This window comes from Burkholderia sp. MR1-5-21, from assembly GCF_053427715.1.
Genome location: NZ_JBSAXD010000011.1, coordinates 14,588 through 29,242, shown reverse-complemented (window position 1 = coordinate 29,242; position 14,655 = coordinate 14,588). Strand labels below are relative to the sequence as shown.

At 66.1% G+C, this 14,655-nt stretch carries 11 protein-coding genes; all 11 read right to left on the bottom strand.

From position 1 onward, the window contains the following. Positions 1-750 carry an electron transfer flavoprotein subunit beta/FixA family protein gene (locus ACV229_RS16695; RefSeq protein WP_448084213.1) on the bottom strand — a complete coding sequence of 250 codons (750 nt, stop codon included), beginning with the start codon at positions 748-750 and terminating at the stop codon, positions 1-3. Between the two features lie 148 nt (positions 751-898). Then, positions 899-2,188 (bottom strand): acyl-CoA dehydrogenase family protein, encoded by a 1,290-nt coding sequence (locus tag ACV229_RS16690; RefSeq protein WP_448084212.1) that lies wholly within the window; start codon positions 2,186-2,188, stop codon positions 899-901. A gap of 170 nt (positions 2,189-2,358) precedes the next feature. Then, on the bottom strand, positions 2,359-3,033 hold the full coding sequence (locus tag ACV229_RS16685; protein WP_448084211.1) for a TetR/AcrR family transcriptional regulator: 675 nt from the start codon (positions 3,031-3,033) through the stop codon (positions 2,359-2,361). Between the two features lie 229 nt (positions 3,034-3,262). After that, positions 3,263-4,606, bottom strand: coding sequence for an NAD(P)/FAD-dependent oxidoreductase (locus ACV229_RS16680; RefSeq protein WP_448084210.1), 1,344 nt, complete (start codon positions 4,604-4,606; stop codon positions 3,263-3,265). Between the two features lie 134 nt (positions 4,607-4,740). After that, positions 4,741-5,982: a thiolase family protein gene (locus ACV229_RS16675; RefSeq protein ID WP_448084209.1), complete on the bottom strand. Its 1,242-nt coding sequence runs from the start codon at positions 5,980-5,982 to the stop codon at positions 4,741-4,743. Between the two features lie 25 nt (positions 5,983-6,007). Continuing rightward, positions 6,008-7,561 (bottom strand): class I adenylate-forming enzyme family protein, encoded by a 1,554-nt coding sequence (locus ACV229_RS16670; protein ID WP_448084208.1) that lies wholly within the window; start codon positions 7,559-7,561, stop codon positions 6,008-6,010. Positions 7,562-7,603: 42 nt separating this feature from the next. Continuing rightward, positions 7,604-8,734: a saccharopine dehydrogenase family protein gene (locus tag ACV229_RS16665; protein ID WP_448084207.1), complete on the bottom strand. Its 1,131-nt coding sequence runs from the start codon at positions 8,732-8,734 to the stop codon at positions 7,604-7,606. A gap of 279 nt (positions 8,735-9,013) precedes the next feature. Continuing rightward, a complete protein-coding gene (locus ACV229_RS16660; RefSeq protein WP_448084206.1) occupies positions 9,014-9,691 on the bottom strand; it encodes a c-type cytochrome in 678 nt (225 codons plus the stop codon). After that, positions 9,692-11,170, bottom strand: a complete 1,479-nt coding sequence (locus ACV229_RS16655) for a flavin monoamine oxidase family protein (protein WP_448084205.1) — start codon at positions 11,168-11,170, stop codon at positions 9,692-9,694. A 90-nt stretch (positions 11,171-11,260) separates the two neighbouring features. Continuing rightward, on the bottom strand, positions 11,261-12,226 hold the full coding sequence (locus ACV229_RS16650; RefSeq protein ID WP_448084204.1) for a WD40/YVTN/BNR-like repeat-containing protein: 966 nt from the start codon (positions 12,224-12,226) through the stop codon (positions 11,261-11,263). A gap of 31 nt (positions 12,227-12,257) precedes the next feature. Next, the gene (locus ACV229_RS16645; RefSeq protein WP_448084203.1) at positions 12,258-14,618 is read right to left on the bottom strand and encodes an efflux RND transporter permease subunit; all 2,361 of its coding nucleotides are present in this window, start codon (positions 14,616-14,618) and stop codon (positions 12,258-12,260) included. Between the last annotated feature and the right edge of the window lie 37 nt (positions 14,619-14,655).

The following is a 14,655-nucleotide window of genomic DNA, read 5'->3' as shown; positions in this document are numbered from 1 at the left end:
TTACAGCACCTTGGCCTCGGTCTTCAGCTTCTCGACCAGCGTCTTCACGTCCGGCACCTTCACGCCGGCCGCGCGCTTCGGCGGCTCGGCCACCTTCAGCGTCTTCAGGCGCGGCGTCACGTCCACGCCAAGGTCTTCCGGCTTCACGGTCTCGAGCGGCTTCTTCTTCGCCTTCATGATGTTCGGCAGCGTCACGTAGCGCGGCTCGTTCAGGCGCAGGTCGGTGGTTACAACCGCCGGCAATTGAAGCGACAGCGTTTCCGCGCCGCCGTCGACTTCACGCGCAACCGTCGCCTTGCCGTCGGCTACAACGACCTTCGACGCGAACGTCGCCTGCGGCAGGTTAGCCAGCGCAGCCAGCATCTGGCCGGTCTGGTTCGAATCGTCGTCGATCGCCTGCTTGCCGAGGATCACCAGTTGCGGCTGTTCCTTGTCGACCAGCGCCTTCAGGATCTTCGCGACGGCCAGCGGCTCGACGCTGTCGTTCGACTCGACGAGGATCGCGCGGTCCGCACCGATCGCCAGCGCCGTGCGCAGCGTTTCCTGCGCCTGCGCAATACCGACCGACACCGCGACCACGTCGGTCGCCACGCCCGCTTCCTTCAACCTCACCGCTTCTTCGATCGCGATCTCATCGAACGGATTGATGCTCATCTTCACGTTCGCAAGATCGACACCCGTCCCGTCCGCCTTCACACGGACCTTCACATTCGCATCCACGACACGCTTTACCGCCACCAGCACTTTCATTGACTCTCCCAATTCCAGTCCCTGCGATTCGCCAGATTGACGATCAGTATTCCTGATTTGCTCGAACAAACCTATCGCCCCATCCGCGAAACCGGCCTGGGACTCCGGATTCACGCCGCGCCGGAGCCCTGCCACCGCCATCGCGCGCTCAATCCCGCGCCCAGCCTTCCTGGTAAAGCTTTCCAGCCAGCACGCCGAGACGCGAAGTGAGGATGTAGTTCTCGCCGTCTTCGATCAATGCGGAACGCACGTCGCGGAAAAGCTTCTCGATCGGGAATTCGCGAGTGGTGCCGTTGCCGCCGAACAGCTGGAACGCCTCGTGCGTGATCTTCATCGCTTCTTCGGTCACGCTCACCTTGGCCTGCGCGGTCGCGTACGGGTGGCTGCGCGGCGACATCCGCGAGAATGCGAGGCTGCGGCGCGCGATTGCGCGCGCCATCTCCAGCCGGCGCAGCATCTCGCCCACGCGCAGTTGCGTCATCTGGTGGTCGATCAGCAGCGCGCCGCCCTGCTTGCGCTCGTGGCAATAGGCCAGCGCGAGCTCGAACGCGGCGCGGGCCGCGCCGACGAACACCTGGCACATGTGCGTGCCGGCGTACGACCACGTCGACGCGAGGTTGCCGAGATAGTCGTCCTTCAGCGCGATGGCAAAACGCTTCGGCACCTTGACGTTGTCGAAATAGATCTCGCCCTGAGGCAGCGCGCGCTGGCCGATCTTGTCGAGCGGCTTGCCGCGCGAGATGCCCGGCAGGTCGAGCGGAACGATCATCCCGATGCCGTTCGTGAACGCGCCGTGCTCCGCGTCGCCATAGAATCCGTCGCCGTAGTCCGCCGCCATGTAGGCGAGCGCAACCTGTGCGACCGAGCCGTTCGACACCCACGCCGAACTCTGGCCGTTGATGACGATCTCGTCGGCGCCGACCTTCGCCGTGACGTTGCCCGTCGGCTGCTTGCCGCCCGCGCTGAGTTCCTGACGATAGAGGATCGCGGCATCGGAGCCGCGGTCGGGCTGCGTGTTCATCCAGCAGCCGACCTTGCCCGCACACATGTCGATCAGTTCCTGGTTGCCGACCGACTGGGCCATCATCAGCGGCATCGTCGCGGCGCCGATCGACACGGCCAGGCCCGAATCGCCCCAGCCGAGCTCCTCGCCGATCAGTGACTCGATGCGCACCGCGACCTCCGGCGGAAACTGCGCGATCAACTGCGGATCGAGCCCGAGCTTCGCGCTCTCGACAACGGCCGCCCAGTATGGAGACCCGGGGGCAATCACGTCCTCCGGCGACATGCGGTCGAGTTCCCGGCCGATCGGGCGCAGTACGTCACGCGCAAAGCGATGAACGGTGCCCTGGATCGCACTTTCCTCCTCGCTCAACGGCGTCTCGAAACCGGTCAGCCCGACCGACGGCAACGCGGCGGATTTATGCAGACGAATCATTTCGGTTCTCCTCCTCTCCTGGAAGCATGCCGACCGGACAGCGGGTGCATCCGGCCACCTCAAATATAGGACTCTCTACCAAACATAGGTCATGATGACAAACACACAAAGGAAAAAAAAGACAGGGTATTCCCCTGTCTGTTCCGGATGCTGCCGCGGTGTTCCGGCCGCTACTTGCTTCTGGCGCTCGGCGCCTTTCCGTATACGAGGTAATGCGCGGTTTCCATGAATCGCGCATCGAGCGCCTGCGTATGGCGCCCCGTGCCGAACTGAAGCGCGAGCCCGTCGGCCATCGCGATCAGCAGCGTGGCGACGTGCCGGCTGTCGGCCGCGCTGCACTCCGGATTGGCGGCACGCACGAGCTGCGCGAGCTCGCGCGTCAGCGTGTCGTACCAGTCGTCGAGCAGCCGGCCGCATTCGGCATCGGCCGACGCGAACGACACGAAGTGCGACCACAGCGCGGTGCCCTTGGCGTCCTTCGCGTCGCGAACCGCACGCGCCATCAGCAGCTCGAGCGTCTCGCCGGGCGACGTGCTGCCGTCGAGCGCGCGCTTCAGGTCGTCCAGGTACGCGTCGATGACGGGCTCGACGACCGCCCGCAATACAGCCAGCCGCGTCGGAAAGTAATACTGGAGGTTGCTGACGCTGATCCCTGCGGCCTGCGCGACCGCGCGCTGCGAGAAATCCAGCGGACCGCCTTCGAGCAGGAGTTTTCTCGCCACGCGAACGATGGTGTTGCGTGTACGCAAGCCCTGGGCCCGCAAGCCTTCCGTACCGTTTGCTGCGGGTGCTGCGCTCGATGTGCGCCGTTTCCTGCTGCTGCGCTGCTCAATAGGCACTGTCATCGCTTTCCGTCGTCAGTTGGGCGTTACGGCCTCGTCGAAGTGATCGCGCCCGCGTTTCGCCGGGCGCAGATGACTATACCCGATGCCAGTCTCATTTTCCATCAAGCGGCTTACACCCGGCCGGTCCGGCCCGGCGCGGCTTTCCTCCTTTGCGACGACGCGGGATCCGGTCCGCCGGCGGGTCCCGCTCGAGTGTGTCCATCGACGATGTCCGGCTGTGCGCCCGCCGTCATTCCCTTCGCGCGTCGGCCGCGCGCGCCTTGCGGTTCACGCGGTCGTCGAGCAGGTTCGCGATGCCCAGCAAGGAATTGATCGCACACCATCGCAACGGCTCGGGCAGTGTCGACGGCGTCTTGTGGCGCAGCGCCGAAAGCAGCGCGTGCTCCGCGCCCCGAATCCGCTCCGCGAGCAGATGCCCCATCAGCGACTGCGTGCCGACACCGTGCCCGGAACATCCGGCGGTGTAGAGGATGTTCCGGTGGGTTCCGGTTTCGCCGACAACAGGCAGCGCGTCGCCCGCAAACGAGATGTAGCCGCTCCAGCACGACCGGATCGCGAGCCCGTTCAACGTCGGGAAGCGGTCGCGCAGCGCATTCATCAGCGCGCGATACGCTGCATCATCCGGCACGTTCGGCGTCTGCGCGCGATACACGTAGTGCAGCCGCTTCGTCGTCAGCACGAGCGTGTTACGCGCCGTCAGGCGATGGCTCTCCATCGTGAAGTGCGAGGTCACGATGCCTTCGCGCCGCGGCCAGCCGAGCGACGCCAGTTGCGCCGCGGACAGCGGTTCGGTCTCGATCGCCGATACGCGCAGCGGCATCACCTTGTCGTCGAGCAGGCCGAGCTGCGGCGTATACGCATTGGTGGCGAGCACGACGAACGGCGCGCGTGCGCGACCGTGCGTGGTTTGCACGCTGACGACCGGCCCGTCGGACCAGGACTGCACAGCCGTGTTTTCGTAAACCTTCACGCCCGCCCGTAGCGCTGCACGCCGCAGTCCCGTCACGTACTTGCCGGGGTCCAGCGTGCCGCCCGCCGGACTGTAGCAACCGAACAGGAACGCCGGCGGAATCCCGCGTGCGCGCATTGCGGCGTGGTCCAGGAACTGCGCGGGTGAGCCGAGCTCGACGCCGGTCCGCATGCTCTCGCGCAGCTTCTCCTCCTGGGACGGATGCACGCCTGCGCGAATGATCCCCGACGCGGTGTAGTCGCAGTCGATCCCGTATTGGGCCAGCTTTCGCTCGACGTAGGCGACGCCCTCGTCGTAGAAGCCGACGATCTGCTTCGCCCGCTCGCGACCGACACGCTTGACGAACAGGTCGAATTCGAGCCCCTGGCCGCCGGCGAGATAGCCCGCATTGCGCCCGCTCGCGCCGAAGCCCGCGAATTCGCGTTCGAGGACCACCACGTTCGCGCCGTGCGCCGCGAGTTCGAGCGCGGTGGACAGGCCCGCGAAGCCCGCGCCGACGACCACCACGTCCGCGTCGATGTCGCCGTCGAGCGGTGGTTGCGGATCATCCGGCATTTCGATCCAGCCGCCGAGCGGGCGGTATTTCTCCAGCGCTGCATTCATTTTGAACTCCTCTGCCCAGCGGGCAAGGGGACCGGCCGTATCCGCATCCGCGACGATCGTCGATCCCGCCACCGCGGCACGATCTGCCGACCCGCCTCGCTGCTCGTCCAACCCCTCGACCATGCTTGGCTCCGTCAGTCCTTGCTCAAGATATGGATCGCAAGCGCCGCCTCTTCGACGCCCTGCAATCCGCCGCCGTTCTCCTGGATCGCATGACGTGCGCCGGGCACCTGCCGCGCACCGGCCTCCCCGCGCAGCTGCGTCACCAGTTCGTACAGCTGACCGATGCCCGTCGCACCAAGCGGATGGCCCTTGGATTCGAGGCCGCCCGACGTGTTGATCGGGATGCGGCCGCCCAGCGTGAACTCGCCGCGCTCCGCAGCCGGGCCGCCCTGGCCGAGCGGCACCAGCCCGAGGTTTTCGGCCTGGATGATCTCGCCCATCGCCGACGCATCGTGCACCTCGGCGACGTCCATGTCGTTCGGCCCAAGTGAAGCCTGCTCGTAAGCCTGCCGCGCCGCCAGGCGGCCGATGTTGTTCTCCGGCTCGTCGATGCGCCGATGCGTGAAGCTGCGGATCACGCTCGCCGCGATCCGGATGCAGCGGCTGCGATCGGCGCCGATGCGCCGCAGTCCTTCGTCGGTGCAAAGGATCGCGGCGGCCGCCCCGTCCGTCACGGGCGCACACATCGGCAGCGTGATCGGATAGGTGATCGGCGGCGCCGCGAGCACTTCGTCGATCGTAAAAGGCTTGCGGAACTGCGAATGCGGGTTGTACACCGAATGCAGATGGTTCTTCGACGATACGGCGGCGATCTGGCGCTGCGTGGTGCCGTAGGTCTTCATGTGATATCGGCACATCGCCGCATAGATCGCCATGAACCGGCTGTACGGCCTGTCGGATTCCGATCCGGGCGGCGGCTCGATGCCTTCGCCCATCTTCGCGAGCATCGCGAAGTTCTCGTCGACGCGGGACACGTCCCACCCCGACTCGAACAACGCGAGCGATCTCGCCTTGTTCTCGACATTCATCTTTTCCGCGCCGAGCGCCAGCGCGACGTCGCTGGCACCCGCCCGGAGATGCTGCACCGCCAGATGCACGGCCGTGCTGCCGGACGCGCACGCATTCTCGACGTTGAACACCGGAATGCCTTCGATCCCGATCTTGCTGAACACGACCTGGCCCGGAATCGACAGCTGGCCCTGCAGCTGCCCGTTGGTGATGCCGGCGTAGAACGCCGCGCCGATCGCGTCGGCGCCGCAGCCGGCATCCTGCAGCGCGCCGCGCAGCGCCTCGCCCGCGAGATCGTCGAGGCTGCGCTCGAAGTGCCGGCCGAACACCGTCATGGCGATGCCGGCGATATAGATGTTGCTCATGGTGTGTCGTTCGTAGGTAGCGGACTCAGATCCTGCGTTGCTGACCCTGCCAGTACTGCTCGCGCAGGTCCTTCTTCAACACCTTGCCGACCGTGCTGCGCGGCAGCGCGGCGACGAAGTCCACGCTCTTCGGCGCCTTGACGGCGCCGAGCTTCTCCTTGCACAGCGCGACGAGTTCGTCGGCGCTCACACTCTGGCCGGCGTTGAGCTCGACGACCGCCTTCACCGCCTCGCCCCACTTGTCGTCGGGCACGCCGATCACCGCGCAGTCCTGCACTGCCGGGTGCGCCCAGATCACCTGCTCGACTTCGCTCGGGTAGACGTTGAAGCCGCCGCTGATGATCATGTCCTTCTTGCGGTCGGTGATGTGCAGATAGCCCTCGGCATCGAGATGGCCGATGTCGCCGGTATGCAGCCAGCCGTCGACGATCGTGTCTGCAGTCTTGTCCGGCGCGTTGTAGTACCCCCTCATCACGAGGTCGCCACGCACGCAGATTTCACCGGTCTCGCCCTGCGGCAGTACGTCGCCGAGATCGTTCAGGATCTCGACACGAATCAGCGGATTCGGACGGCCGACCGACGACAGCCGCTCGTCGGACGCCAGCTTGCCGTCGACGAAATGCTCGGCCGGCGTCAGGTTGGCGATCGACGCCGGCGCTTCGGTCTGCCCGTAGCCGCCGGCCATCACCGGGCCGAACACCTCGATTGCGCGCTTGAGCTTCTCCACCGACATCGGCGCGGCGCCGTACAGGAAATACTTGAGCGACGAGAAATCCAGCGTGTCGATGCCGGGGATGTCGAGCAGCCGGTAGATGACCGTCGGCGGCAGGAAGAACTCGGTCACGCGGTGCGTCGCGATCGCGCGGAGCAGCAGCGCGGGATCGGGCTTCGGCAGCACGACCACCGTGCCGCCGCGCGCGGTGCACGGCAGCGACATCATCCCCGCGGTATGCGTCATCGGCGCAGCGGCGAGGTTCACCGGGCGCTGCGCGCCGTACGTGCACGCCATCATGAATTGCGCGAAGTACGCCTGGAACGAGCGGTGCGTGTTCATCACGCCCTTCGGCAACCCCGTCGTCCCGCCCGTTGCCGACAGTGTCACCACGTCGTCCATGTCGTAAGCGACACGCGGCATCGTCGACGGCTGGCCCGCGCTCCAGGTGGCCAGCGACGGCGCCCACGGCAGGTCGGCATCGATGCACACCCACAGCTTCACTTTCGGCAAACTGGCACGCAGCGCGTCGATCGCCGGCGCGAACGCTTGCTGGAAGAACAGCGCTTCGCAGTCGAACGCATCGAGAACGTACTGGTTCTCGGCGGGTGTGCTGCGCCCGTTGATCGGGATGTATGCCAGCCCGGCACGCCACAGCCCCAGCGCGCAACCCCAGCCCGTGACGTCGTTGTCCGACCAGACGGCGGCCTTCGCTTCCTTCGCGAATCCGGCGGCCAGCAACGCGTTGGCGACGCGGCAGGACAGCTCGCCGATCTCCTGGAACGAGAAGCTGCGCTCGTCCTGGATATAGGCAGCGCCATGTGGGTTGATGCGCCACCCGCGGTCGAAGAAATCAATGATTGCCATGTGTCGTTGTCCTTTGAGTCTGTGCCGGATCGGCGACGTGCATCACAGTTGCGTCACGGTCGCGCGCGCGAGCCCGCGCTGCTCGAGGAACCCGAGCAGGTAGCGATGCCCGAACGCCTTCGAGCCGGATGCGAAGCCGACCTTCGCGGTTTCGCCGTCGAGGAGCTTGATCGCGCCGGCCGCATGAATGGCGCCGGTCGAGATGTACGGCGTGATCCCGTGCACGGTCGCGCGCACCGATGCAAGCTGGCCGCGGCCGATCGCGAAATCGACGCTGCGCTGGATCGTCGTGCGTTCGCGCGGCGGCATCGTCGGCGTGGTCGAATCGACGACCTGCTTCAGGATCGCGTCCTGGTGCTCGCGCGGCAGGTGCTTGTATTCGGCTTCCCATTTCTGCCCGAACTGGTGCACGAGCTGCATCACGTTGTTGTCGTAGAAGCCCACGCACGAGATGCAGCTGCGCACGCGCGGATCGCGCTCGAAGTAGACGGGCAGCGACGTGCCGCCCCACGGCAGGCAGAACACCGGCTGCATGAACTCGGGCGCGGCGACGGTGAACGACGCATCCGGCGCGTGCGGCGTGAGCTTCTTCTCCCACAGGTAGCAGGATTCGTGGCGCGAGCCGTCGAAGATCGTCGCCGTCGAGCCCACGCTCACCCCCGCCGCGCCGCGCGGGCCGCGCGTCAGCGTCGCCGTTTCCAGCGCATCGACGCCGGGCGTCTCGAGCGCCAGCTCGGCGGCGATTTCGGCGAACGTGTACATATACGCATTCGACGACGACACCAGCAAACCGGCCTGCCGATACAGTTCGCCGAACTGGTCGCGCACGTTGCGGATGTAGGACTGCTCGCCGGTGGTGTCGAGATAATGGCAGCCGGCCTTCAGCGCCGCTTCGACGGCGACGAGCCCAAAATTGGAGAACGGCCCGACGGTGTTGCACACCACCTTCGCGCCGCGGAATGCCTCGACGAGCGCATCGACGTCGTGTTCCGCTTCGATGATTTCGTAGTCCGCCGATTCGAGGCGCACGACGCGCTGCGCCATCATGTCCTTCGCGCGGCCAGCGTTGCGCGCGACGGCCGTGAACGGAATGTTCTGGTCGATCAGCCAGTCCATGATCAACATGCCGGTGTAGCCGCTTGCGCCATAAACGACGACGGGGTGCTTAGCCATGGTGTGTCTCCTGAAACTCGAGTGGTTGTAAATCGGGTCGATCAAACATCAGTCGATGTCGGCATCGCGTCGCGCGCCGGTCGGCCCGTGCCGACCGGACGCGCTTCGCGAACCTGAACAACGTCGTCAATTTCACTTGCGATGTGTGCGCCTTCCGGCTCACGTCACCTCTTAGAACACATTACTAAACATAGGTCATAGTGACAATAATGGAAGCGAAGAAAAAGGCGGGGTATTCCCTGCTCTGCCAGGTCTCCGCGACCGCCTTCCAGTTGTCCTCTAACCGCCGCTATCCGTGCGCCCGGGCGAAACGCTGGCGAGGTAGCGGGCCACTGCCCGGACATCGTCGTCCGACAGCGTGGCGGCCACGCCATTCATCGCGCCGGTCGGATCATGGCGCTCGCCGGTCTTGAACGCAGCAAGCTGGCTCGCCAGATAGGCCTCGCCCTGGCCCGCGAGACGCGGCACCTGATCCTTGCCCAACAGCGTCTCGCCGTGGCAGGCCTGGCAGCTGCGCGTCTGGATCACCGCCATTCCGCGTTTCGCGAGCGCAGCGTCGACGGCGACGTCCTCGTTCCGGGTCGGCGTCTGCCGCGCGAAATAGGCAGCCAGCACCTTGATCTGCCCGTCGTCGAGGTCCCGGGCAAGCGGCCCCATGTACGGGTTGCGGCGCCGCTCCGACGCGAACGCGCGCAATTGCGCCGCGATATAGGGTTCAGGCTGGCCGGAAAGCGCCGGATACCATGAATTGAGCGACTGGCCGCGCGCACCGTGACAGAAGAAGCAGGTCTCCTGCGGCTGCGGCCACGGGCCGGCATTCGCGTTGTCTGCCGCGCCGATCTGGCCCATCGCCTTCTCGAAACGCATGCCGTCCAGGATGTCCTGCCCGTAGAGCACGCCCGCGCCGGCCAATCCCGCGATCGCCACGACAGCGCCGATGATCATTGCGCGCTTCATTCACCCCCCCACGCGGCGTTGCGCCAGATTGCCCAGCGCCTGCAACGCGGCCCGGTGCCCCGAGCGCACGGCGCCGTCCATCGAGCCGGCCCAGATGTCGGCAGTCTCGGTTCCCGACCAGATCAGCCGGCCCACCTCGGGCTGCAGGAACCTGCCCCATTTCGTCCAGAAGCCGGGCGGCAACGGATGGATGCACTGCAGCGTCCACGGATCGACGCGGCCCCAGTCGAAGTCGTGGAACTGCGTCGGATGCAGCGCCTTGTCGCCGAACGCCTTCGCGTAGATGGCCGACAACGTCCGCTCGGCGGCCTCGGGCTCGGCGGGCAGCGCGCCCGGCGCGACGAACGCACTCAGCACGCCGACCGAACCGTCCGGCGGCGAGTTGTCGTACGCGAGGAACACGGGGCCGCCGACCTGGAAGACCTGGCCGCAGTAGCCGTCATCGCGCCAGAACGGCCGCCCGTAGACGTGCACCGTCTTGCGCATCGGCGCATTCGCGGGCCAGCGCCGCTGCAGCTGCGCGCGCCCTTCGGGCAGCGGCGGATCGAACACGATCTGGTTGCACAGGGCCGGATTCAGCGCGAGGATCACGCGGCGCGCACGCACGACGCCAAGATCGGTCTGCAGCTCGACGATGTCGCGATCCCAGCCGGAAATCTTGCGCACCGGGCAGGACTGGCGCACCTTGTCGCCGAGCTGCTTTGCCATCCTGATCGACAGGATTTGCGAGCCGCCGACGAAGCGCGTTTCCTGCGCGCCGCCCTTGATCGACTCGAGCTGTTCGTATCGGCAGCCGGCGCTGTTGATCACCGACAGGTAATGAAGTAGACCGAGCTGTGCCGGCGCCCCGCCGAGCGACAGCTTCGCGGCCAGGCCGAGAAAATACCCGTCCTCGTACTTCACACCTTGCTGTGCGAGCCATTCGCCGTACGTGAGCTTGTCGAGTTCCGCCGCCCGTTGCGCTTTCCACGGTGCTGCGGACGGCACGCCGCGCGCCAGTTCGCCGAGCTTCGCGCCGATTGCTTCGTCGCCACCGGTGCCGCCGTGAAGATCCTGGGCAACCCGGGTGTCCCCCGCCAGAATGACGGTCTTCCCGGCGTACCAGGTCGGGAACGTATCGACCTCGAGTTCGCGCGCCAGGTCGGCGATGGCCGTCTGGCCGGGGCCGATCCACTGGCCGCCGGCTTCCGACACGACGCCATGCCCGAGATCGTGGTTGTACGTGCGCCCGCCGACGCGGTTGCGCGCCTCCAGCACGACGAACGAATCGCAGCCGGCGCGGCTCAGGTCGCGCGCGGCGGTCAGTCCCGCCAGGCCGGCACCGATGATCGCGACGTCCAGCACGTCGCGGTCCGCGTTTGCCGTGACGGCCCCCTCCGCCAGCGGGACCTCGCCCGCCGCCAGCGACACGGCGCCCACTGCCGCCAGGCGCAGGAGCTGACGCCGGGTCGGTGCATCCGGTTTGCGTTTCCGATCCATCTTTGCTACTCCAACAATTTTCATCGGTTCTTCACTTTCTCTTCACTCTTCAGGATGACTGAGTGATCGGCGTCGGGAAGACGAGCGCGATCAGTGCGCATCCAGCACGCCGTCCTGTGAAAACAGCAGCGGCTTGCCGGCCGCATCGGCCAGCGCAGCGGTCAGCGTTGCGCGGTCAGGACGCTGGGAAATGTCGAATGACGCGTCACCCGCGCGCTGCTTCAGCACCAGCCCGTCAAGCCCGACTGCAAGCAATCCGCGCCCGGTCGCGACGAGCCCGGTGATCGAACTCTTCGTTTCGGTGCTTAGCGGCGACCAGTTCGCGCCGCCGTCGCTGCTCTGGAACAGGCTGCCAAGCAGACCGCCGACCACGATCCGGCCGTCGGGCATCGCCACGCCCGCCCACAGCGAGCCTTTGCCGCCCGTCTGCAGATAGCGCCAGTTCGCGCCGCCGTCGGTCGACCTGAGCACGGTGCCCTGCTCCGCGGCGATGTAGATCGCGCCATGACGATCGTCGAACACGTGGTACAGGTTGCGGTCCGCCTTCCCGCCGCCCGGCGGCTTCGGCAACGTCGTGCGCGTCCACGTGTTGCCGCCGTCATGGGTCTGCAACATCAGCGACCACAGGCCCACCGCGACCCCGTCCCGGTCGTTCGTGAAATTCACGGAGAACAATGGCTGATCGGCCGAGGTGTCGATCCGCTGCTTCTCCCATGTTTCGCCGCCGTCGCGGGTCGCGAGAATCGCGCCCCACTGGCCGACCGCCCAGCCGTGCTGCGCGTCGGCGAACGCGACCGCCGACAGCGTCGCCGAGACCGGCACCCGACGGGCTTGCCGGTACGTGTGCCCGTCGTCGTCCGACAGCAGCACGACGCCGTGCTCGCCGACGGCGACAATGCGCGTGCCGGCGCGCGTCGCGTCCGTCAGCATCATGCGCGTCGGTGCAGGCCACGCGTGGGCCGGCATCGCGGCCCAGTTCGCGACGGTTCCGTGGGATTGCGCAGCAACGGTTGCGGCAGCGCAGAGCGCAATACAGGCGACAAGCGTCTTGATCATGGCGGAGTCTCTTTCAGGATGTGCGTGAGCATCAGTGGCTGAACAGGCCCGGCGCACGTGCCGGCGTGCGGCGGGGAAACCAGCGCTCCAGCACGGATGCCAGCGCGGGCAACGCCGTCATCGCCATCAGCAGGTTGACGAGGAACATGAACGCCAGCAGCTTGCCCATGTCGGCCTGGAACTTCAGCGCAGAAAAGCTCCATGTCGCTACACCGATCGCCAGCGTGATTGCCGTGAAGATCGTCGCCACGCCCACCTCGAGCATCGCGTGCTGCACGGCCTTCACGATGTGCTGGCCGCCCGCGAGATGCACTTGCAGCCGGTTGTAGATGTAGAACGCGTAATCGACCCCGATGCCCACGGCCAGCACCATCACCGGCAGCGTGGCAACCGTCAGCCCGATCTGCAGTTCCTTCATGAACCAGTAGCCGATGAATGTCGCCACCGACAACGGCACGCAGCACGCGAGCATCGCGCGCCAGTCGCGGTACGCGAGGAACACGAGAATCAGGATCGCCGCGTACACGTACAGCATCATCGGCAATTCGCTGCGCGCCACTTCCTCGTTGGTCGCCGCGAGCACGCCCGCGTTGCCCGCCGCGAGCCGGACGTTGATGCCGGGGAACACGTGCGACGCGCGGTACTGCTTCACGTCATCGAGAATCCGGTTGATCGTCGTGGCCTTGTGATCGGTCAGGAACAGATGAACGGCCGTCATCCCGCAATCGCGGTTCATGAAGCCCTTCACGCGACCGACGTCCACCGACACCGCCCCGTAGTTCTCGGGGTCGATCGGCACGACGTTCATCTTCGGGTAGTCCTCGTTGTACCCCTGGTTGTAGGTGCGCAGCATCCCCGAATACGACTGCACCGATACCACGCCGGGCTCGGTCCGCATCGCGGCCGCGAAGTCGTCTTCATAGAGGCCGACCGCCGGGTTGTCGCACGCCTGGCCGCTCGACTCGATCGCGACCGTCAGCCAGTCGAGGCCCATGTCGTAGTTGCCCGCGATCGACGTCGCGTCACGGTTGAAGCGCGCATCCGCACGCAGTTCCGGCGCGCCCGGCTGCAGCGTGCCGATCACGCGGTCGCGGCTTTGCCATGCTGCGAGCGCGAACACCACGAGGGTCAACGCGACGGTGACGCCCGCATACTTCGGCTGCGCGACCCGCGCCAGGCCGCGCAGCCACGCCGCGCGCCGTTCGCCGCGCTTCAGCGCGCTGTCCGCATAGGCCTTCTTGAAGTTGAAGCAGGACGCTGCAACCGGCAGCAGCACGAGGTTCGTCACGATCTTGTACGCGACGCCCAGCGACGCCGTGATCGCAAGCTCCCGCACCATCGGAATCGGAATCAGCAGCAGCGTGATGAACGACACGAATGCGGTGATGAGCGCCAGCACGCCCGGAATCAGCAGGCCGCTGAAACTGTGGCGCGCCGCGTCGTACGAGCTATGCCCGTGCGCAATCTCGCGCACGATGAAGTTGACCTGCTGCACGCCGTGCGACACGCCGATCGCGAACACCAGGAACGGCACCAGCACGGCGAGCGGATCGAGACCGAAGCCCAGCAGCTTCAGCGTGCCGAACTGCCACACCAGCGACGTCAGCGAGCAGAAAATCAGCAGCACCGTGAAGCGCAACGAATGGCAGTACCAGTAGACGGCGAGCGCGGTGAGCAGCAGCGCCACTCCGCAGAAACCGAGCACGGCGGTCGCGCCATCGGCGATGTCGCCGATCTGCTTAGCGAAGCCGATGATCTGGATGTCGTAGCCGGCGTCTTCGAACGGCTTGCGGATCTGTTGTTCGAGCAGATGGTTGAACGCGACATAGTCGAGCACCTTGCCCGCGCGGTCGCGCTCGTTCAGCTCGGCCGTGATCATCGCGCTGTCTTCGTTGTGCGACACGAGCGTGCCGACATAACCGCCGAGCGTCGTCGACCGGCGAATCTGCTCGACGCTCTGACGCGTCAACTGGTCGGGCGTGATCGTGCCCGCGATGATCGGCTCCGCGCGGAACCCCTCGTCCGTGATTTCGTTGACGAATGCGTTCGGCGTCCACAGCGACCGCACACCGATCCGGTCGACGTTCGGCAGGTACGTGACGGCCTGGGTCACGTTGTACAGGCGCGTCAAGCCTTCCTTGGTCCAGATGGAACCCTTCTTCGCCCGCACGACAACCGTGATCCGGTTCGCACCGAGCAGGTCGTTCCGGTATTTCTGGAACGTCCGGATGTATTCGTGACCGATCGGCATCTGCTTCTCGAAGCCGGCATCCATGCGCAACTGCACCGCGAACACGGCCATCGCGGCGGTGAACAGGCCGATCACCGCGAGCACGATCGCGCGATGACCGAAGAAGAGTCTTTCCAGACGGCTGACTAGACGATTGAGCACGACACTACCTCTTCAAGTTTTCAGTGGCGCACGGTGT

What these genes read in the sequence shown, in the direction of transcription:
- ACV229_RS16655 (WP_448084205.1), bottom strand. Translation starts at nt 11,170, where the DNA reads ATGGATCGGAAACGCAAACCGGATGCACCGACCCGGCGTCAGCTCCTG.
- ACV229_RS16675 (WP_448084209.1), bottom strand. Translation starts at nt 5,982, where the DNA reads ATGAGCAACATCTATATCGCCGGCATCGCCATGACGGTGTTCGGCCGG.
- ACV229_RS16680 (WP_448084210.1), bottom strand. Translation starts at nt 4,606, where the DNA reads ATGAATGCAGCGCTGGAGAAATACCGCCCGCTCGGCGGCTGGATCGAA.
- ACV229_RS16650 (WP_448084204.1), bottom strand. Translation starts at nt 12,226, where the DNA reads ATGATCAAGACGCTTGTCGCCTGTATTGCGCTCTGCGCTGCCGCAACC.
- ACV229_RS16690 (WP_448084212.1), bottom strand. Translation starts at nt 2,188, where the DNA reads ATGATTCGTCTGCATAAATCCGCCGCGTTGCCGTCGGTCGGGCTGACC.
- ACV229_RS16685 (WP_448084211.1), bottom strand. Translation starts at nt 3,033, where the DNA reads ATGACAGTGCCTATTGAGCAGCGCAGCAGCAGGAAACGGCGCACATCG.
- ACV229_RS16660 (WP_448084206.1), bottom strand. Translation starts at nt 9,691, where the DNA reads ATGAAGCGCGCAATGATCATCGGCGCTGTCGTGGCGATCGCGGGATTG.
- ACV229_RS16695 (WP_448084213.1), bottom strand. Translation starts at nt 750, where the DNA reads ATGAAAGTGCTGGTGGCGGTAAAGCGTGTCGTGGATGCGAATGTGAAG.
- ACV229_RS16665 (WP_448084207.1), bottom strand. Translation starts at nt 8,734, where the DNA reads ATGGCTAAGCACCCCGTCGTCGTTTATGGCGCAAGCGGCTACACCGGC.
- ACV229_RS16670 (WP_448084208.1), bottom strand. Translation starts at nt 7,561, where the DNA reads ATGGCAATCATTGATTTCTTCGACCGCGGGTGGCGCATCAACCCACAT.